The following is a 21,326-nucleotide window of genomic DNA, read 5'->3' as shown; positions in this document are numbered from 1 at the left end:
AGTGAACTCCTGGCGAGCAACGTCGTTGCCTGTGCTACTATCGGTTTCCTTAATGAATTGCCGTCTCAAGGCCATGAAAGGAAGCCAGTTTCAATGTTGTCAACGCCCAGTTTTTCGTCACCAACAGGCAGTCAGCCCCCCCAGTTATTCACCGGCGTGGCCGTCTTTCTATTGGCCGCCATCGCACTGGTGGTGCCCAGCGGTTACTCACTGGGTGCGTTACTTCTGGTGCTGGCGGGTCTAGTGCTTATCGCCCTTCGCAGAGTTCCCATTCTGACGCGCCAGGACGGTGCCATCATCGCCGTGCTACTGGCTTATGCAGCTATTACGATGTTGGAAGCTTGGCTGGATGGTCAGGGTGGTAAAGGCTACGACAAGCCTAGCCGTTTCATCCTGGCCATTCCGGCCCTCTTCTGGGTGCTACGCTACCCCCCAAACTTGGCTTTTCTTTGGAGCGGCATCGCCGTGGGGGCGATCAGTGCTGGCACCTGGGCCGGATGGCAGAAGCTATTCGAAGGGGTAGATCGTGCCCAGGGGCATACCCACGTTATACAGTTCGGTAACCTAAGTATGTTACTTGGGGTGCTTTGTTTGGCGGGGCTTGGATGGGCAGTTGTTCAGCGACAGCGCAACGTGTGGGTGGTTTTCATGATGCTGGGTGCGATGGGCGGCATACTAGGCTCGCTATTTTCAGGTAGCCGAGGGGGGTGGGTAGGCTTTCCTATCGTATTGATGGTGCTATACCGTGCTTATGGAACAGGGCTTTCACCGAAGCTAAAGGTCGCGGCTGTAGTCGCGGTGTTAATCGCCGGTGTCGCGGTCTATGCCGTGCCTCAGCTTGGTGTGCAAAGTCGTGTTCATCAAGCGTTCAATGATATCAATTTGTATATCTCTGGTGAGAACCGTTCCACCTCGTTGGGTTCTAGGTTTGAAATGTGGCGTGGAGCTACGCTGTTAATTCAAGAAAAACCGTTAATAGGTTGGGGAAGCAATGGCTACGAGCAGGCGATGGCAGCGCTGGGGGAAGAGGGCATTATTGAGCAAGAGGCCGCTTCGTATGGCCACGCACATAATGAATTTATAGATGCTTTTGCCAAGCGTGGTTTAATTGGCTTGTTTGTTCTATTAGCGCTTTACATCATTCCAATGCGCTTGTTCGCTAGGCAGCTAGGTGCCGACAATTTAGCAATTCGATCTATTGCTACCGCGGGCGTGCTGCTCTCAGTCACCTATATCGACTTTGGCCTCTCTCAAGCGTTCTTAACTCATAACAGCGGTGTGATGATGTATACTTTTTTACTAGCCTCGTTTTGGGGTATCTATGCAAATCTTACGAGAGAAGCAAGTCATACCAAGTTCCAAAGTTGACTTTTAAGTCGTTGATCCCGTAACAAAAAAAGCCAGTTCTTACAGATCTGGCTTTTTTTATGTGTTTCATGGGGAATGTAGCAAAATTTAATGAATTAACTGTATAAGGTTTGTCAACGTAGAGCCTCGCCAGTTAATCCCTTACAATGGCTCCGCTTTGATAGCACAGGTTAACCACTTTTTTAAGCCGCACAGCGTAGGGCAAGGGAATGCGCCCGTTAGAATCCCTGGGCGGTAGCGTGCCTTTTTACTGGAAATCATCATGTCAAATAGCCCATTTTTTCTAACGCGGCCAGCTCGCATGCTGCTGGCAGCGTTAAGCGTTGCCGTAGTAAGCGGCTGCGCTACCTATCCCAATAGCACTCAACAGCAAGCGCGGTATGTGCTGAATACCGACTCAGCTAAACTGCTGAGTGACGACAACCTCAATGGCTTTTTATCTCAAGCACCTGCTGGGGCAGTTATGAACCTGGTGCGCAGCCCTTGGGGTGATAACGTCGAAATCGTTGCAGACGCCCCTTACCTCGCGGCCAGTGGTAGAGCGTGTCGACAGCTGCGGGTAGTAGAATCAGGAAGTGGCGCTGCACGCATCGCGCTCACCTGTGAGACTCCCAATGGTTGGGTTAATCAGCGAGTGCTAAGCCAAAGCACTTCCGCGACATCAACAGCAGCACAAGGGCGCTAAAATGAACGCTATTCGTCTTCTTAAACGGCTCTCGTTTAAACGCCCTCTTGCCGTTGCTTCGCTGGTTATTATGAGTAGTGCCGTAAGCACGACGGGCTGGGCACAAAGCATTAGCCTACCTAATACTATTTTGCCGGAAGGGCAAACCCGTGAGCAGCAAGAACAGGTAGATGATACGCCACGTGCCGATTGGCGTAGCGGCACCTATGGGCCCGTCAGCGCACAGCCGCAAAACCCAGATGAATTACCCCCGTTCGGGGCCAACCTGTTTAGCGGTGGCTTTCGTGGCGCGATGGGCGATGGCTTGAATGCTAGCTACCAAGTAAAGCCCGGTGATCAAATTACCGTGCGTGCCTGGGGTGCGTTTGAGTTTGAGCGCGTGTTACCCGTGGATGCTCAAGGCAATATCTTTATTCCTGGTTCTGGCCCATTAAATGTAGAGGGCCAAAACAGCCAGCAGGTAGAGAGCAGTGTGCGCGGTGCCATCACATCGGTTTACCCAGAAAACGTACAAGTTTACACCAACGTGCAGGGTGTTCAGCCCGTTGCTGTTTTTGTCACCGGGTATGTTGAAAATCCAGGCCGTTTCGCAGGCACACCGAACGACTCAGTACTCTATTTTCTTGATCAAGCAGGCGGTATCGACCAAGACTTGGGTAGTTACCGGCAAATTCGTGTAATGCGAAACGACCGTACGGTTGCCACGGTCGACCTATACGACTTTCTTATCAATGGTTCTATTGCTCGGCCGCAGTTTGAAGATGGCGATACCATTGTGGTCGAAGAGCGCGGCCCGGCGATTGCGGTGGGGGGCGATGTGCACCGCGAACACCGTTATGAATTACTGGGCAATCAGTTAAGCGGTGCTGAGTTAGTGAATCTGGCGCGCTTAAGAAGCGGTGTTTCCCATGTTCTGCTACGCGGCAACCGTGAAGATGGGCCTATTGCACAATATTTCCCTATCGACATGTTCTACGGTCAAACCATTCGTAGTGGCGATGAAGTCCTGTTCAGCGCCGACAAGCGTAGTGAAACCATCGTGGTTGAAGTGGAGGGCAGCTACTACGGGCCTTCACGTTACGCGTTACCCCGCGATGCACGCTTAAGCGAACTGCTAGATGCCATCCCCGTACCGGAAAACATGACCGCGGTGGAAAGTATCTCGCTACAGCGTGAAAGCGTTAGGCAGCAGCAAAAGCAGTCTATGGAAGACAGCCTGCGTCGCTTAGAAACTACCTATCTCAGTGCTGAATCCAGCACTAATGAAGAAGCGCAAATTCGTGCCCAAGAAGCCGAACTAATCCAAAACTTCATTGAGCGTGCCCGCGAACTAGAGCCTAGTGGCCGTTTAGTGGTCGCCTATAACGACCAAATTTCGGATATTCGCCTGCAAGATGGTGACGTCATCACCATTCCTGAGTTGAGCGATTCGATGCTCATTAGTGGTGAAGTGCTCGTACCCCAAGCCGCTGTTTATCGCCCTGGCATGAACGTGATTGACTACATCGAAAGCGCTGGTGGTTTCACTAACCGCGCCGATGAAGACCACATTCTAGTGGTTCGTCAGAACGGCGCGGTAGAAAATGCCCGCAACGTTAACCTGCGCCCTGGCGATGAAATTCTGGTCATGCCTGCCGCACCTACCCACAACCTGCAGCTAGCATCTACGCTCACGCAGATTCTATTCCAAATCGCTGTCGCTACCCGCGTCGCAGTTGATCTGTAACGGCTCTAGCCACGGAAGACATGGTAAGCACGGATAAAACTAAAGATTATTCTTTTGACCTTGTCCGTGTTTTCAGTGAGTGTCCGTGGCAAATTAAAAGCCGCATAACTTATTTCACTTTCAAAAAGTAGAGCTATGGCAAATGTAAAAGGCGCGCCCAAGGGCGCCCGTACGCCTTGGCAAGTCACTCGTAGCGTTTGGTACGCCATGTTTATGCGGGAAGCTATTTCCCGCACCATGGCAGACCGAATGGGCTGGTTCTGGATGGTTTTTGAGCCGTTTGCTTTGGTAGCCATCATGGTCGGGATTCGGAGCTTTATCAGCGGCGATCGACTAATTGTGAATGCTCCATTCATTCCTTGGATGATTACGGGGATGATGGGTTTTTTTCTGGTACGTGAAGGTATGTTGCGTGGTATGGGGGCGATTGAAGGTAATAGCGCGCTGTTTGCTTATCGGCAAGTGCAGCCAGTAGACCCAGTGCTAGTGCGTAATTTCCTTGAAGGCATGCTGCGAACTTTCGTTTTTTTGATTTTTATCGCTGTTGGGTTAATGCTCGGATTAGAGCTTTACCCGGATAACGCCATTCGTGCTATGGCCGCTTGGCTATCGCTATGGAGTTTAGGACTTGGGTTAGGCTTAGTGACCTCTGTAACCACCACCATGGTGCCAGAAGTAGGTAAGATAGTGAGGATGCTTTCACTGCCACTATTAATTATTTCAGGTGTTATCTTTCCACTGAATCAGCTACCCCATTGGCTGCTGGATTACCTAATGCTGAACCCTATTCCACACGGGCTAGAAACGTTGCGTTTGGGTTTTTTTGAAAATTACCAAACAGTTCACGGCACCAGCATGCTCTATTTCTGGCTAGTAACGCTCTCATTAAACGCCCTTGGGCTAGTGATGCACCTCCGCTTTATTGATCGGTTAAAGGCTAAATAATTCATGCAAGGTTCAATAGTTCAGTTTATTAAAAAGTTTCCGCAATGGGCGGTAGCCTTTTTAGCGATTGCATTGGTAAGTTTCTATTGGTTTATATGGGCAGAAGAGCGCTATGTATCTCGGGCCACCGTGGTACTAGAAAGTCCTCAAATCGCCACGCCGGAATTTAGTCTTTCCTCGTTAATGGGGGGCGGCAGCGGCAATACCCACGATTTATTGCTACTACGTGAGCACTTATTGTCGGTTGATATGCTGCGTTTGCTGGATGAACAGCTCGATATTCGTCAGCACTACAATGAGCACGGCGATATTTTTGCTAAATTGCGTGACCCTAATGTCCCCATTGAAGACCTGCATAAATATTACCTCCGCCGAGTAGAGGTGGAGCTTGACGAATACGCAGGAGTGCTCAATATTCGGGTTCAGGGTTATACGCCGGAATTTGCTCATGATATGGCTGCGTTGCTGCTGGAAGCGGGCGAGAACCACATGAATCAAATGGGCCATCGCTTAGCCGAAGAGCAGGTGCGTTTTTTAGAGCAGCAGATGATTCGCCTGGAAGATCGTTTTCGTGAAACGCGTACTGAACTACTCGAATTTCAAAACGAGTACGGTCTAGTATCGCCTACCTCAACGGTAGAAAGTATTAACCAAGTTGTCGCTACGCTAGAAGGTGACTTAGCTCGCCTGCAAGCGCAACGCAATGCATTGGCAAGCTTTCAAAGCTCGCAGTCAGCCGAGCTACGCCAGGTAGAGCGCAGCATCACCGCACTGCGCGACCAAATTGTTGAGCAGCGCGACCGCTTAGCGCAGGCAACGGGTGATTCGTTAAACCGCGTATCGGCTGAATACGAAACACTAGAACTTCAGGCTCAATTTGCTCAAGAAACTTATTCAAGCGCATTAGCCGCGTTGGAAAACACCCGCTTAGAAGCTGCCCGTCAGCTCAAGCAGGTTAGCGTGCTGCAAAGCCCACTATTCCCAGAATACCCAACCGAACCAAACCGCCTTTACAACAGCAGTGTGTTCGCCATCATCACCATCTTCCTAGCCTTCATCCTCAGCATGATCATGATGATTGTGAAAGATCATAGGGATTGATGAGTACCGTTGTAGCCGAGCGGTGCCCCTTGTAGTGCGGTGTAACGAGGTCGCGAGGAAGGAGCAAAACCGAGGCACCCGCAACGGCGGCGAAGCCGCCCAAAGGCCTCCAGTCAGCACCGCATTGATACCCCCGCGGGTGCGCTTCGCTTACCACGCGCTACAAAATCAATGCACATCGTAGTACGGCGCAACGAGGTCGCGAGGAACGAGCGAAGCCGAGGCACCCGCAACAGCGGCGCAGCCACCCAAAGGCCTCCAGTCAGCACTGCATTGATACCCCCGCGGGTGCGCTTCGCTTACCACGCGCTACAAAATCAATGCACATCGTAGTGCGGCGTAACGAGGTCGCGAGGAACGAGCAAAACCGAGGCACCCGCAACGGCGGCGAAGCCGCCCAAAGGCTTGCAGTCAGCACCGGATTGATGCCCCCGCGGGTGCGCTGACGCTTACACCGCGCTACAAAATCAATGCACATCGTAGTGCGGTGTAACGAGGTCGCGAGGAACGAGCAAAACCGAGGCACCCGCAACGGCGGCGAAGCCGCCCAAAGGCTTGCAGTCAGCACCGCATTGATGCCCCCGCGGGTGCGCTTCGCTTACCACGCGCTACAAAATCAATGCACATCGTAGTGCGGTGTAACGAGGTCGCGAGGAACGAGCGAAACCGAGGCACCCGCAACGGCGGCTAGCGCCACCGAAAAAGGACTTTTCGATGTTAGATATCATCCACCACGGTGGTGCTATGGGTGTCACCGGCAGCTGTCATCAGCTCATCCTCAATAGTACACACTCGTTACTAGTAGACTGCGGTCTCTTTCAAGGTGAAGACGCAGCGCAAGACCATTTCCAACAGCTGCAAATTGAATTTGATATCAGTACCGTTAAAGCTCTGATCATTACCCACGTACATATTGACCACGTGGGGCGGCTGCCTTACCTGCTGGCGGCGGGTTATAAAGGCCCCATTATCTGCTCGGTTCCTTCGGCCATACTGCTACCACTAGTGATTGAAGACGCCCTAAAGATCGGCTTCACGCGTAATGCAGACCTGATCCAGCGCTTTCAAGCGCAGCTTGAATCACAAATTGTCAGCGTGCCTTACGGCAAATGGCACACGGTGGTGAATGATTACGAAAAGGGTAAGCAGGGCATTACTACCCGCATCAAACTTAAACGGGCAGGCCACATACTCGGTTCCAGCTACGTAGAAATAGCTCATCAGCACGCCAACGGAACCAAAGAACGGATTATCTTTAGCGGTGATTTAGGGGCACCCTACGCCCCGCTATTGCCTGCGCCTAAATCGCCCTATGGTTGCAACCAGCTAGTTCTCGAAAGCACCTACGGAGATCGCCAGCACGTAGGCCGCCGCAAGCGCCGTGCCACGCTTAAAAATGCCATAGAAAAAGCCCTTGGTAACGGCGGTACGGTGATGGTGCCAGCCTTCAGTATAGGCCGTACACAAGAGCTGTTATACGAGCTAGAAGGCATTATTCATGAAGCCAAGCGCAACAAAAACAGCCAGTGGCAACAGCTAGAAATTATCGTCGACTCCCCTTTGGCCGCCCGCTTTACCCGTGTGTACCTCCAGCTAAAACCCTACTGGGACAAGGAAGCCCATCGCCGCTTACGCAGTGGCCGCCACCCGCTCAACTTCGAAAATCTCTACACCGTAGAAAGCCACGAAGCCCACGAGCAAACTGTCCAATACCTAGCAAAAACCGGTCGCCCGGCAGTTGTTATTGCTGCCAGCGGTATGTGTTCGGGTGGGCGCATCATGAACTACCTAAAAGCCATGCTAGGTGATGAGCGCCACCAGGTATTGTTCGTGGGGTATCAAGGGGCGGGCACGCCAGGGCGAGCGATACAGCAATATGGCCCACAGGGCGGTTGGGTGGAAATTGATGGTCAGCGTATCGATATTCACGCCGGTATTACCACAATTAGCGGCTACTCTGCTCATGCAGATCAAAAAGGCCTGCTTAATTTCGTCAAGCGTATGCGCCGCTGGCCTCACACCATACACCTGGTGCACGGCGAACAAACCGCCAAACACGCGCTCAAATATGAACTAGAAGCGCTTTATCAGCGCAACAGCAAACCGCTAAATATCAATATGTAATGCGGTGCAACTAGCCCAATGGAGGCGCAGCCGCCCCGTAAGGCCGGTGGCCCTAACCCCGCACCGCTTCGCGTTGCACTCGCGGGTGCGCTAACGCTTACGCCGCGCTACAAAATCAATGCACATCGTAGTGCGGTGTAACGAGGTCGCGAGGGACGAGCAAAACCGAGGCACCCGCAATGGCGGCGCAGCCGCCCCGTAAGGCCGGTGGCTCTAACCCCGCACCGCTTCGCGTTGCACTCGCGGGTGCGCTAACGCTTACGCCGCGCTACAAAATCAATGCACATCGTAGTGCGGTGTAACGAGGTCGCGAGGGACGAGCGCAACCGAGGCACCCGCAACGGCGGCGCAGCCGCCCAAGGTCAGTCACAAAAACGTTAATGCTTGAGATCCTATGAAAAACATTGCTGTAGCGGGTACAGGTTACGTAGGTCTTTCTAACGCTATGCTGCTAGCACAGAACAACCGTGTCACGGCGGTAGATATCGTTAAAGAAAAAGTAGATAAACTTAACTTAAAGCAATCGCCGATTGAAGATAGCGAGATTAGTCATTTTCTCAATCGTAATGATCTATACTTTAGCGCCACGCATGATGGTGAAAGCGCTTACGCAAACGCTGATATTGTTATCATTGCCACGCCTACTGACTACGACCCCGCCACCAATACGTTTAATACCCAAAGTGTAGAGGCGGTGATACAGCAAGTTATTAAGGTTAATCCCCATGCGTTAATGGTGATCAAATCAACTGTACCCGTAGGCTATACCGTCAGCGCCTGTGAAAGATTTAATACTGAAAACTTGATTTTCTCACCGGAATTTCTGCGTGAAGGCAAAGCGCTTTACGATAATCTCTACCCCTCACGAATTATTGTAGGCGAGCGCTCTGAGAGGGCAGAGCAATTTGCCAATATGCTCAAGCAAGGTGCCATCAAAAAAGATGCCCCCATTCTGCTTACCAACAGCACAGAAGCAGAAGCAATTAAATTGTTCGCGAATACCTATTTAGCCATGCGAGTGGCTTATTTCAATGAGCTAGATACCTACGCAGAAACGCATGGGTTAGACGCACGGCAAATTATTGAAGGGGTAGGACTAGACCCACGCATTGGCAAGCACTACAACAACCCCAGTTTTGGCTATGGGGGATACTGCCTACCCAAAGACACCAAGCAACTGCTAGCCAACTATCAAGATGTACCCAATAACATGATAAAAGCCATTGTGGATGCCAACCGCACCCGCAAAGATTTTATTGCTGAAGCAGTTTCCAAGCGTAACCCACGGGTGGTGGGGGTATATCGGCTGATAATGAAAGCTGGGTCTGATAACTTTCGAGCAAGCGCGATGCAAGGGGTAATGAAACGCCTTAAAGCAAAAGGAATTGAAGTTATCGTTTACGAACCAACCCTAGGGGAAGATCTCTTCTACAACTCCCGAGTGATTAATGAGTTAGGCGCGTTCAAGCAGGAAGCTGACTTGATCTTAAGCAATCGCATGGCCAGCGAATTAGCAGACGTAGCAGATAAAGTGTATACCCGCGATTTGTTCGGCAGTGACTAAATTTCCCATTCGGCACGTCTAAAAGCAAATCACATGATAGAAGTTAAAAATCTTTACAAGCGCTACCATAACCATCACGGCAGTGACTGGGTGCTGAAAAATATAAACCTGACTATTCCGAAAGGGGTAAGTGTCGGGTTGATTGGCCCCAACGGTGCGGGTAAATCAACACTACTGCGATTGATCGCCGGTATGGACTCACCAGAGCGTGGTGAGGTTATACGCCATAGCCGCGTATCCTGGCCGGTAGGTTTAGCCGGTGGTATGCAAAACAACATGACAGGGCGGCAAAACGTAAAGTTTGTTGCCCGCGCACAAGGCTGTAGGCCCGACGAAGTAAAACGCGTGATTGCCTTTGTCGAAAATTTCGCTGAAATAGGCGATGCCTTCGATGAGCCCGTACGTACCTATTCGTCGGGGATGCGCGCGAGGCTTTCCTTTGGGTTGTCACTTTCATTCGATTTCGACGTGTATATTTCCGACGAAGCAACGGCAGTAGGCGACCGCGCCTTTAAAGCAAAAGCCAAAGCACTTTTTGAATCTAAAGTAGGCCAAGCCTCTATTATCATGGTCTCGCACTCGGAAGGTATCTTAAAAGATCTGTGTCAAGCGGGTGTGTACATTAAAGATGGCGAAGCTTTTTGGTACGACAGCGTAGAAGCAGCGATTAGAGATTATCATAAAGACACAGATGCAGAAAAAGCCAAGCGGAAAAATACAGCTGTTGAATTAGTACCAGGCTTGCCCAGTGACTTGAATGGTGCTCGACAACACCTTAAACAGTGTAGAAATAAGCGAAGAAAAGCCAATGAAGCTTTACAAACTGCAAAGGAACAACAGTTTTTACCAAGGCTTTTGCAGTTCATAGAGAAGGATGTTGCACAACGATATAAAGCTACTGAAGATGCCTTTAAACACTTAAAGGCATTGGAAGAAAAAGAAGCTTTGAAGAAAGTTGTACCATCACTCATAACTGACCAGCAGCAAAAGCGTAATGGTAACAGTGATGCCTAAGATAATTATGACCACAGGTGGTGCTGGTTTCATTGGCTCTGCAGTTATTCGTGAGTTAATTCATAATAGCGGCCACAGTGTCGTGAATGTTGATAAGCTCACTTACGCAGGCAACCTAGAATCGCTGGCAAGCGTGGAAGGCAATGAACGCTACACCTTTGTGAAAGCAGATATTTGCGATGCACTCGCTATGCAGAAGCTGTTTGAACAGCATCAGCCGGATGTGGTGATGCACTTAGCAGCAGAAAGCCATGTAGACCGCTCTATTGATGGCCCTTCAGAGTTTATTCGAACCAATATAGTTGGCACAGCCGTTCTGTTAGAAGTCGCTCGAGCCTACTGGAAAGACCTACAGCAGAAAGATGCAGCCAAGGCAGGAACCTTTCGCTTTCATCATATCAGCACAGATGAAGTGTATGGCGATTTGGAAGGCACTGACGACCTCTTTACCGAAACCACGCCTTATGCGCCCAGTTCACCTTACTCGGCGAGTAAAGCAAGCTCAGATCATCTGGTTCGCGCTTGGCAACGTACCTACGGCTTGCCCACGCTGGTCACAAACTGCTCTAACAACTACGGGCCTTATCATTTTCCGGAAAAGCTAATTCCGTTGATGATTCTCAATGCCCTGGCTGGTCAGCCGCTGCCGGTGTACGGCGATGGCCAGCAAATCCGCGATTGGCTCTATGTAGAAGATCATGCTCGCGCCTTAATCAAAGTGGCGACAGAAGGCGAAATCGGTGAAACCTACAATATCGGTGGGCACAACGAAAAAGCTAATCTCACTGTTGTTGAAACATTGTGCGACTTGCTTCAAGAGTTAGTGCCACAAGAGCATTCGTACCGTGAGCTCATCACCTTCGTGACCGATCGCCCCGGCCACGATGTACGCTACGCAATTGATGCCAGCAAAATTGAACGCGAGCTGGGCTGGAAACCAGAAGAAACCTTCGAAACTGGGCTACGTAAAACCGTCGAATGGTACCTCGCCAACGAAACTTGGTGGAAGCGCGTACAAGATGGCAGCTACCAACGGCTGGGCACCAACACGTAGTGCGTGGTAAGCCTACGGCGCACCCGCAACAGACTTTCGGATTTCGCGGGTGCATCGATATCGCTTGTTCCTCGCGACCTCATTACACCGCGCTACAGGTTGCGCAATCGATTGACGTTAAGGCTTCACTATGAACATCCTTATCACCGGCGGTAATGGCCAAGTCGGCTTTGAGCTCCAGCGCCAGTTTGCCCCGTTCGGCACTATCCTGGCTCCAGTACGCCAAGAGCTAGACCTAATCAACGCCGAAGCTGTCGATGTTTATCTTGCAAAACACAAGCCTGACCTGATTCTCAATGCCGCTGCTTACACCGCCGTTGATAAAGCCGAGAGCGAACTAGAGCAGGCTAAGCGCTTAAACGCCGAACTGCCGACTCAGCTAGCTAATTATGCCGCGAAGCAGGGTATTCCCCTGGTGCATTACTCAACGGATTACGTCTACCCAGGCAACGGCGAATCAGCTTGGCAGGAAGATAGCCCCACGGGGCCGCTAAGCGTTTACGGCCAAACTAAGTTGGAAGGGGATAAAACGGTGCTTGAAAGCGGTGCCAGCCACCTGATTTTCCGCACGAGCTGGGTCTACGCCTCGCGTGGCAACAACTTTATGAAAACCATGCTGCGCCTGGGCCGCGAACGGGATGCATTGAGCATCGTTAATGATCAAATCGGCGCGCCTACGCCAGCACGGCTAATCGCTCAAGTCACCGCGCTGGCATTCACCACGCAAGGCTCACCACTGAACATCAATATACCATCAGGGGTTTATCATCTCGCCCCACGCGGTGAAACTAGCTGGCACGGCTTCGCCAGCGAGATTTTCAACCAAGCCCGTGAAGCAGGGGAAGCACTAGCGATTACGCCTGAAAAAACGGCTGGTATCCCCACGGCAGAATATCCAACGCCCGCCCAGCGTCCACTGAATTCACGCATGGCACTAGGCAAGCTGGAAAAAGCATTAGGCATCACCATGCCATCCTGGCAAAGTCAGCTAGCATTAACGCTTAAAGAACACCTAGATAATTTTTAAGCCACGGAAGGCACGAGTTTTGCCACGGAAGATACAGATAAAACTATATTCTTAATGTTTGTATTTTGGTTTTTCGTTGTTGACCTTATCCGTGCCTTTCCGTGTGTATCCTTGGCAAAAAATCATTACAGTGAGTTGAGTATGAGCACCCTCCAAAACCGTAAAGGCATTATTTTGGCCGGTGGCTCGGGCACGCGGTTACATCCCATTACCCGCGGTGTATCCAAGCAACTCCTGCCAATTTATGACAAGCCGATGATCTACTACCCGATCTCAGTGCTTATGCTGGCAGGTATCCGCGATATTCTGATTATCTCAACGCCGGAAGACCTTCCCCAGTACCAAAACCTACTAGGCACTGGCGAAGACTTTGGCATTCGCCTGGAATACGCTGAACAGCCTAGCCCTGATGGCCTAGCCCAAGCCTTTATTATTGGGGAGGAGTTTATCGGCGAAAGCCCCGTTTGCTTGGTGTTAGGCGACAACATTTTCCATGGGCAGCACTTTTCAGATCAGTTAAAGCGCGCTAGTTCGCACACGTCGGGCGCGACGGTATTTGGCTATTTGGTAAAAGACCCTGAACGTTTCGGCGTAGTGGAGTTTGATGAGCAGGGTCGCGCGATCTCTATCGAGGAAAAACCGAGAAAGCCCAAGTCGGCTTATGCTGTTACTGGCCTATATTTCTACGATAACGATGTTGTTGAAATCGCTAAAAGCGTAACGCCTTCAGAGCGTGGCGAGCTAGAAATTACCAGTGTGAATAACGCTTATCTAAAGCGTGGTGATTTACGTGTAGAGCGCCTTGGCCGCGGCTTTGCCTGGCTAGACACCGGCACCCACGACAGCTTGCTAGAAGCCAGCCAATACGTACAAACCATTGAACACCGCCAAGGTCTAAAAATTGCCTGCCTGGAAGAGATCGCCTGGCAGCAGCAGTGGATTAGCGACGAGCGTCTAGCCGAACTGGCCAAGCCACTCGCCAAAACCCAATACGGCCAGTACCTACAACGCCTACTCAAAACGAAAGGTAATAAGTGAGGGGTGAGTAGTGAGGAAAAAGTAGTCTCACCCTTCACGCCTTACATCGAGCTCCTCACCCTTCACCCCTCACGGTTTAGATATGCAATACGAAAAACTCACCATTCCTGATGTCATGCTCATTACCCCCCAAGTCTTCGGTGATGAGCGCGGCTTCTTCATGGAAACCTTTCGCCAAAGCGAATTCGAAGCTCACTGCGGTCATCACACATTCGTGCAGGATAATCACAGCAAATCCGCCCATGGCATTTTGCGTGGCTTGCATTACCAGCACCAACAGCCCCAAGGCAAGCTAGTGCGGGTAACGCAAGGCGAAGTCTTCGATGTTGCTGTGGATATGCGTCAAAGCTCGCCAACATTTGGCCAGTGGGTAGGTGTAACGCTGAGCGAACAGAACAAGCAAATGCTGTGGGTACCGCCAGGATTTGCACATGGATTTTACGTGACAAGTCATCAGGCAGAGTTTCAATATAAATGCACTGACTATTACAACCCTGCCGACGAGCACTGCATTATCTGGGATGACAGTGAGTTATCTATTCCGTGGCCATTCGAGAATAACCAGAATCCTACTGTTTCAGTGAAAGATGCACAAGGTAAAGCATTCAATGAATCGGTTGTTTTTTAAATAATAAAAAATTATTAATAAACATCGATTTTTGACGATATCTAACGCTTTTATGAGAAATTTATATTGAAGGTTGTAAGTAAAATTAAGTTTGCTCTGCTTGCCTGAAGGGACAGTTTCAAAAAATAGAGTACATTAAATATTTTTCCAGTGTTAAAGAAGTATAAAAGCAAAGTTTTAGTTGGTTGAGTTTTTTACTCCAAATATAGACTATGATTAAGGTGTATCTGTGAAGTTGAAGCGATTACAGAAAAGTGTGCGTCCGTACTATGGGGCTGCGTTGATGACGCTGCTGTGGTTGCTTAAGCAAATAGTGATAAGAGCTGGTGGTAAAAAACAGTATTATGCGTTTATCGCAAAGTTGCTCAAAAAAAATAGACTGTTTGATGAAGGCTGGTACTTGGCAAATAATCCTGACGTGGCTGATGCTGGTATTAACCCCTACCTGCATTATGCAACTTACGGCGATAGAGAAGGTAGGGCACCAATGCCGTTGTTTAACCCTGCTTTTTACAAAGCTAAGTCTAAAAGCAGAGGTAGGTTCGTCAATACCTTGATTGATTACACAATGATAGGATGGCATAAAAAATATTCACCAAGTAGTTGGTTTGATATCAATTACTATTTGTCTAATAATAAAGACGTACGTAAAAGTCAGTTGGAACCGCTATATCACTATTTGCATTTTGGGGGCGTGGAAGGTAGATCCCCTAATCCTCAATTCGATGGTGGATGGTACCTAGATAATAATCCTGAAGTAAAAATAGCCAAAGTAAACCCACTCGTTCACTATCTTCAAGAAGGGCACTATGCGGGCCTACCAACAAGAGAGGAAAATTGTAATTCAGCAGTTAACGTAATGCACCAACCTTGGGAAGATATTTCAAATTTGTTAAAGCCCTTGCAGTTTGAAGGTATGTTAGAAATAGATATTATTATACCTGTCTATAAAGATAAAGATTTGACACTGCGCTGTATTGCTAGTGTGTTAATGGCAGAGTACACGAGGCCTATTGAGCTTATAGTTATTAATGATAAAAGTCCAGATTCAGAGTTAACCGCTGAGCTTCAGAAACTGGCTGAGCGAGGACTAATTAGCTTGTATGAGAATGCAGAAAACCTAGGTTTTGTAGGTACTGTTAATAAAGGAATGTCGCTTCATGGCGATAGAGATGTGTTGTTATTAAATTCAGATACGGAAGTATACAATAATTGGGTAGATCGGATTCGCCATTCTGCTTACCAAGAAGCGACCATTGCTACTGTCACGCCACTATCTAATAACGCTACCATTTGTAGCTATCCTAGATTTTTGCATGATAACCCCTATCCGTTAGAAACGTCTTATAAACATCTCGATCAATTAGCAAGTCAGTATAATCAGCACCAATACGTTGAAGCGCCTACAGGTGTTGGTTTTTGTATGTATATTCGTCGCGATGCGGTTAATCATATTGGTTTATTTGATGAGGAAGCCTTTGGCAAGGGATATGGGGAAGAAAATGACTTCTGCCAGCGTGCAATAGCAGCTGGTTGGAAAAACATAATTGCGACAGATGTATTTGTAAGGCACCTAGGTGGTGCTTCCTTTCTCGGTGAAAAAGGAAAGCGTATCACCAATGCACTACAAGTTTTATCAAAGCGATATCCTGATTATCAAAAGCAGGTAGACGATTTTATAAAAAGTGATCCTTTAAAGAAGTTTCGTATGAGGTTAGATGTGGCACGACTATCTACCTTTACTCAAGAGCACAATATTTTAATGGTTTGTCATAATAGAGGAGGAGGGGCTGAGCGACATTTGCGTGAAGATGCGTCTAAAGCAATGCAAGAAGGTAAAGGTGTTTTTTATCTTAGGCCTGAACGTCATCAACCTTACAGAGTGAGACTTCAGCACCCTTACTGTCGGCAGTTACTAAACTTAGGCTCAGTAGTTCTTTCTAACACGGAAGCAATGTGTAAGTTACTAGAACCTCTAGATATCAGTATTATTAACCCACACGGCATGGTGGATTTTACAATAGATGCACCATTGCACTTGATGGAGTTAGCTAAGCAATTAAATGCCTCACTGCATATTGATATTCATGACTATAAAGTAATATGTCCAAGGATTAATCTAGCTGACGAGCATGGCTTCTACTGTGGAGAGCCTTCTTCAAAACAATGCAACCGCTGCCTCAAAGAGAGGGGTAACGACTTTGGGGAGGAGAGTATTGAGAATTGGCGTTCGATACACCGAGATATAATGAAATTCGCTGATATAGTGACAGTGCCTGATGAGGACGTTCAGCGTAGACTAGAAAAATACTATTCAGAAGTAGCCTACCAAGTTATTCCTCATGATCAACTCCCTGTTATTAAAGAACAACGAAATATACAAAAACCGGGTTCCACTTTACATGTTGTAGTAATTGGTGCGATCAGTAAGCTGAAAGGCTTTGAAGTGCTTCTAAATTCTGCAGTAGATGCAAAAAAAAGAAAGTTGCCTATTCGTTTTACCGTAATGGGTTTCTCTATGAATGACTTGCTATTACGCGCCCAGGGTGTAGAGCTTACTGGTCAGTACAAAGAGTCTGATGCATTGAATGTTTTAGCTGAATTAAAGCCAGATGCGATATGGTTACCGTCTATATGGCCAGAGACATATAGTTATACGTTATCCATTGCATTGCAAACCGTAACGCCTATTGTTTCCTTTAAGATAGGAGCAATTGAGACGCGTTTGAAAAAATACAACCGTAGTGACTATCTACTACCGTTAAATTATGCAAATGAGCCTAAAAGAATAAATGATTTTTTAATTGATAAATTAAACCAATATTAAAGAATTGAGAGTACGCAAGGATGATTCCAATGAAGCAGTTAGTAAAAAAGCCTAAAGCATTTTTTCAATCTAAAAAAGTAGAAAAAAGAGTTGAAGGCTTCGTAGAGCGTGTAACACATGAAGGTATAGAGGGTTGGGTAATCCATCTCGACAGAAAACCGTTATCACTGAGTATAAGGCTTGAGGGGCAAGAATACACATTGGCTCCACAATGGCATACAAGAGATGATGTTGCGGCTCAACATGGCAATGACTTTCATACGTCAGGATTTACAGCTGAGTTACCTGATAAAGTTAAAAACGCATTAATTAGCAAAAAGCTAGATAAAACTATGCTGGTAGTTTTGGCTGATAGTCACGAAATAAAAATTACTGGTGATTTGCCAAGCTTACAAACAAAAACAAACCATGTTGCTAGCGCTAGCTATTCGTCTGAAGCGACTATGAGTTCAGAGGCGAGTAAGGGAGCGCTGATAGGCGCAATAAACAACAAGCATGGTGATGTGGTAGCAGGAATCGAAAGCTTTGATCATTTTGTTATCAAAGGCTTCATTACGTTAGCTTCTCACGAGACACCCCTATTAACAATAAAATTAGGTAAAGAAGCTCAGGATTGGCCAGTACTACTACGTACACCTATCGGTGATATAAAAACTGAGATATCGGACTCGTTCGCAAAGATAGGTAGAGTTTTACAGAAGGCAGCATCAAGCAAAACCGCTGTTCAACATCCATTTGAAATTGAAGTGCCTGGTTATGTGTGGGAAGATTCTAGTGCTGCTCTCAATAACACTATTGAGATAAGTATTCGTGCTGCAAGTTATCCGGGTGCACTTAAACTTAACCTAACAAGTGAACAGAAATCTTTATGGCTTGAAAATATCGCCAAACTGCCAGAATCAGATAACAAGCAGTATTTAGGCTTATTGGCGTTAGAGCACCTACGTTTTTCTGGGGCATTAACTTCACTGGAGGAAAGTACCCAAGCTTATTATCGTGATTTTGCAACTACTATGCAGCTAGATAGTTTTTTGAATGCAGGAGGTGCACAGGAAGAAAGTGAAATTTCTATAGCGTCCTACTCTGTTGGTTTTGATACGCAATTAATGTGGCAGGCGCAAAAAAAATTAAATCATAAACTCCAGAAAAAACACAACAATACATTCGATGCGATTTCAGCGGTTGTTCATGAGCTTCAACTGGTAGGTAACGTTAAAAAAACTTTTTTGCAGTCTGTTATCCCTTTGATGGCCAAAGAAGCCAAGTTACTTAGCTTAAAGCAGTTGACGGATTTTACGGGTTACTATTCACTTGACCATGCTGATAATACCTGGGCGGTTTCCTTGGCAATTGCCCCGTTGGTAGCCGATCGTCAGCTAGGTCGGGCAACCGATGCGATGTGGCGGTTGGGAAAAATGCTGGATAAAGGGTGGCTTAACACAGAGTGTGTTTGGTATGCAGTTCATCATATCCAAGTGTTAGAATCACGAGGGGAGGCTACCCAGGCACAAGCTGAGAAAATGCGTTATGCCGTATTAACACTATTAGATAACTTTCAGGGCGAATGGTTTTCGCGGCTTCATGATGCATTGTTACAAGATGCATTGGTAGCAATGTTAAGCAAGCTTCCATTGATGACCGATTACCAGCAAAAAGATGTCGCTTTAGCAGCTGTTCGCCACTATGGACTCTCACCTTCTTTTTGGCAGAAGTTAGACCAAGCAGAATTGATGCCTACCGCGCCGGCTTCTTTGGTAAGAGCTCATCAGCACTGGCAGACTATTCAATATGCGTTTACTCATCTTGAAGAACTCACTACACAGTGGCGTCAGGTTCATCGTGGGCTCGAATATTTCAAACTAAAACGCAATCCTGAAGCGCGCTTTATGCAGCGTGAATTGATAGCAGCGCTTCTACCAAAACAAACTCTTGGAAATCAGGAATTATTCGAATTACTGCAGGATGTTATTGGTGCCGATCACATAGAAGCTGTCCGTTATGCCGCACACCCACTGATTAATCAAGCCATTAGTGAACAGTTAGTAGCATTATATCGTGACGATATTCGTAGCGTACTGCGTCAAAATACCGAACGAGCCAGTAGTGTTTCAAATAATGCACAAAATTTTGCCGCTAAAGCGTTGTTAGAAAACCGGCTTGGTAACGATCAACTCATGGCAATTCACAACTGGCATGCCATGTTCTTAAGTGTTGATATGCTGACTAGTGCTTTAAGCCTTTATCCAGAAGACGCTTCTACACACTTACAGCTTATCGATCACTGTCTCCACCAAATAATAGCAGACTCGAATCCAGCCTATTGGTTACCTGCACCCGCATGTACGGCGTTGGCTAACCTTCAGCAGTTAGCTAGTCAGCACGCTATGATTAAGCAGTGGCTAAAAGGGATACGCGCCACGTTAGAAGCCAAATTTGGCAATATTCACGATGCACTTTTCTCTAAAATCACACCGGTTGCGCCCAGCGCAAAAGCGCTTAGCATTCAGCCTGCTTGGCCGCAAGACACCTTGGTGGTGGTCTACTCCTGTCGCGCTTATTTGGACACTCGTATCAAAGCAATACGTGAAACCTGGCTGAACGACCTCAAGACACGTGGAATTCCCTATGTGATTATGGTGGGTGACGGCGATGATACGCTAACGGGAGATATATTAGAACTTAACGTTTCAGATACCTATGAAGACTTACCCCATAAATCGCTAAAGTTGATGGAATGGGTGTATCAGAATACAGCTGCTCAATACGTATTAAAAATTGACGATGACTGCTATTTGGATGTAGATAATTACTTTAATACCTTGGCTTACCGCAAACACCATTATTATGGGCGGGTAATTTATCGCCCTATTGGTGGTATGGACCGGAGTTGGCACCATACAAAATCTAAAACTATGCGTGCTCAAAAAGCGCTGGATAAATCGCCAGAGCCCTCCTTATATGCAGATGGAGGTGGTGCCTATACTCTTTCACGCATTGCGCTTAAAGCGCTAATAGATGCGAAAGCAACGCCAGAGGGTAAACGCTTAATTGTTAACTCCTTCATGGAAGATAAGTTGGTAGGCGACTTGCTAGCGATGCAGGGAATTGCGCCTAATAATGAAGATTACGAATGTTACCAGCGCCGACGGACTTATGGGGCTGCTGTACCTATCGGCATGTTTGAAAATACATTTATGCCATCTGCGGCTACACCTACTCAGGTTACCCACCTAGATCTTGCGGAACATCAGAAGATTGCCTATCAAGTAAAAGGAACAGATCAGCTATGGCCTAAAAAAATATGGCCATCATGTTGGGGGGCTTCAGTTAAAGAGAATAGCAACCAACTTGAATTGATTTCTTCACCGGAAAAAGTGCAAAAGCTTACTAGCAGCTCTGTTATCGTTGTAGCCACTGTGCGTAATGAAATGATTATGCTGCCACATTTTTTGGAGCATTACCGGAAACTAGGAGTTAAAACATTTATAATTTCTGATAATTGTTCGGATGATGGCACGCGAGAATACCTTTATGAGCAACCGGATGTTGTGCTCTACTCAGCGGACACTGAGTATAAATACTCACATTATGGAGTAGCTTGGCAACAGGCTATTTTAGCCAACCACTGCATAGGAAAATGGGCGTTGATTGCCGATGCCGATGAGCTACTGGTATTCCCTGGATACCCGCAATGTTCACTGCAAAGCTACGTAGAGGAAGCAGAGTCCAAAGGGTACGACTGCATTCGTACGGATATGATTGATATGTACCCATTCGGTGATTTGAATGATGCCGATTTTACGGTCGATAAACCATTTGAAGTAGCAAATTGGCACGATAAAAAACCCTTGGTGAACTGGCATATTGGCAGTGGTTTTTATTCTAATAATGTTAGCTCTGTAAGCAGCTTGCGACATCGAATTGATCGGAATGCTGAACCAAATGCCTTTACATCGCAAAAATATGCTTTAGTTAAATACAGTCCTTGGATTCACGTATCTCAAGGCATTCACGATATTGTAAATGTTAATGTATTGACTGATAACGTATGGTTTGCTCACTTTAAGTATCATGCTGGCTTTAAAGCCAAGGTGAAAGAAGAGATCAAACGCAAGCAGCACTATGGTGGTGCTAAAGAGTACCAGCGTTATGCAAGTATGTTGGCTGAGGCTAACGGAAGTTTTGGTTGCAGTGAAAATTCTGTCAAATTTTGAACTTGAGGTTG

General features: G+C 47.6%; 16 protein-coding genes. All 16 read left to right on the top strand.

The features are described from left to right. The first annotated feature begins 93 nt into the window (after positions 1–93). The 16 genes from K7H08_RS03565 (at position 94) to K7H08_RS03500 (ending at position 21,315) form a co-directional block, all read left to right on the top strand. On the top strand, positions 94–1,368 hold the full coding sequence (locus tag K7H08_RS03565; protein WP_231657219.1) for an O-antigen ligase family protein: 1,275 nt from the start codon (positions 94–96) through the stop codon (positions 1,366–1,368). A gap of 262 nt (positions 1,369–1,630) precedes the next feature. Further along, on the top strand, positions 1,631–2,053 hold the full coding sequence (locus tag K7H08_RS03560) for a DVU3141 family protein (protein WP_120386659.1): 423 nt from the start codon (positions 1,631–1,633) through the stop codon (positions 2,051–2,053). 1 nt (position 2,054) lies between these two features. After that, positions 2,055–3,779, top strand: a complete 1,725-nt coding sequence (locus tag K7H08_RS03555; RefSeq protein WP_120386660.1) for a polysaccharide biosynthesis/export family protein — start codon at positions 2,055–2,057, stop codon at positions 3,777–3,779. A gap of 135 nt (positions 3,780–3,914) precedes the next feature. Beyond that, positions 3,915–4,724, top strand: a complete 810-nt coding sequence (locus tag K7H08_RS03550) for an ABC transporter permease (protein WP_231657218.1) — start codon at positions 3,915–3,917, stop codon at positions 4,722–4,724. A 3-nt stretch (positions 4,725–4,727) separates the two neighbouring features. Further along, positions 4,728–5,825 (top strand): chain-length determining protein, encoded by a 1,098-nt coding sequence (locus K7H08_RS03545; RefSeq protein ID WP_231657217.1) that lies wholly within the window; start codon positions 4,728–4,730, stop codon positions 5,823–5,825. A 714-nt stretch (positions 5,826–6,539) separates the two neighbouring features. Beyond that, positions 6,540–7,949 carry an MBL fold metallo-hydrolase RNA specificity domain-containing protein gene (locus K7H08_RS03540; RefSeq protein WP_231657216.1) on the top strand — a complete coding sequence of 470 codons (1,410 nt, stop codon included), beginning with the start codon at positions 6,540–6,542 and terminating at the stop codon, positions 7,947–7,949. An 18-nt stretch (positions 7,950–7,967) separates the two neighbouring features. Continuing rightward, a complete protein-coding gene (locus tag K7H08_RS18380; RefSeq protein ID WP_269438762.1) occupies positions 7,968–8,090 on the top strand; it encodes a hypothetical protein in 123 nt (40 codons plus the stop codon). A gap of 38 nt (positions 8,091–8,128) precedes the next feature. Next, positions 8,129–8,251 (top strand): hypothetical protein, encoded by a 123-nt coding sequence (locus tag K7H08_RS18375; RefSeq protein ID WP_267900567.1) that lies wholly within the window; start codon positions 8,129–8,131, stop codon positions 8,249–8,251. A gap of 92 nt (positions 8,252–8,343) precedes the next feature. Next, positions 8,344–9,513 (top strand): nucleotide sugar dehydrogenase, encoded by a 1,170-nt coding sequence (locus K7H08_RS03535; RefSeq protein WP_231657215.1) that lies wholly within the window; start codon positions 8,344–8,346, stop codon positions 9,511–9,513. 33 nt (positions 9,514–9,546) lie between these two features. After that, the gene (locus tag K7H08_RS03530) at positions 9,547–10,527 is read left to right on the top strand and encodes an ABC transporter ATP-binding protein (RefSeq protein WP_231657214.1); all 981 of its coding nucleotides are present in this window, start codon (positions 9,547–9,549) and stop codon (positions 10,525–10,527) included. Continuing rightward, positions 10,520–11,581, top strand: a complete 1,062-nt coding sequence (gene rfbB, locus K7H08_RS03525; RefSeq protein WP_231657213.1) for a dTDP-glucose 4,6-dehydratase — start codon at positions 10,520–10,522, stop codon at positions 11,579–11,581. Before K7H08_RS03530 ends, rfbB begins: the two co-directional genes overlap by 8 nt. Positions 11,582–11,711: 130 nt before the next feature. After that, positions 11,712–12,608, top strand: a complete 897-nt coding sequence (gene rfbD / locus K7H08_RS03520; RefSeq protein ID WP_231657212.1) for a dTDP-4-dehydrorhamnose reductase — start codon at positions 11,712–11,714, stop codon at positions 12,606–12,608. 141 nt (positions 12,609–12,749) lie between these two features. Continuing rightward, positions 12,750–13,646 carry a glucose-1-phosphate thymidylyltransferase RfbA gene (gene rfbA, locus K7H08_RS03515; protein WP_231657211.1) on the top strand — a complete coding sequence of 299 codons (897 nt, stop codon included), beginning with the start codon at positions 12,750–12,752 and terminating at the stop codon, positions 13,644–13,646. 82 nt (positions 13,647–13,728) lie between these two features. After that, positions 13,729–14,274, top strand: a complete 546-nt coding sequence (gene rfbC / locus K7H08_RS03510) for a dTDP-4-dehydrorhamnose 3,5-epimerase (protein WP_231657210.1) — start codon at positions 13,729–13,731, stop codon at positions 14,272–14,274. Positions 14,275–14,503: 229 nt separating this feature from the next. Then, the gene (locus K7H08_RS03505; RefSeq protein ID WP_231657209.1) at positions 14,504–17,101 is read left to right on the top strand and encodes a glycosyltransferase; all 2,598 of its coding nucleotides are present in this window, start codon (positions 14,504–14,506) and stop codon (positions 17,099–17,101) included. Positions 17,102–17,121: 20 nt separating this feature from the next. Next, positions 17,122–21,315: a glycosyltransferase family 2 protein gene (locus K7H08_RS03500; RefSeq protein ID WP_231657208.1), complete on the top strand. Its 4,194-nt coding sequence runs from the start codon at positions 17,122–17,124 to the stop codon at positions 21,313–21,315. Positions 21,316–21,326: the final 11 nt, after the last annotated feature.

It is taken from the genome of Halomonas sp. IOP_6, assembly GCF_021151565.1.
In the GTDB taxonomy this organism is placed as follows: Bacteria; Pseudomonadota; Gammaproteobacteria; order Pseudomonadales; family Halomonadaceae; genus Vreelandella; species Vreelandella alkaliphila.
This window is presented reverse-complemented; position numbering and strand designations above follow the sequence as displayed.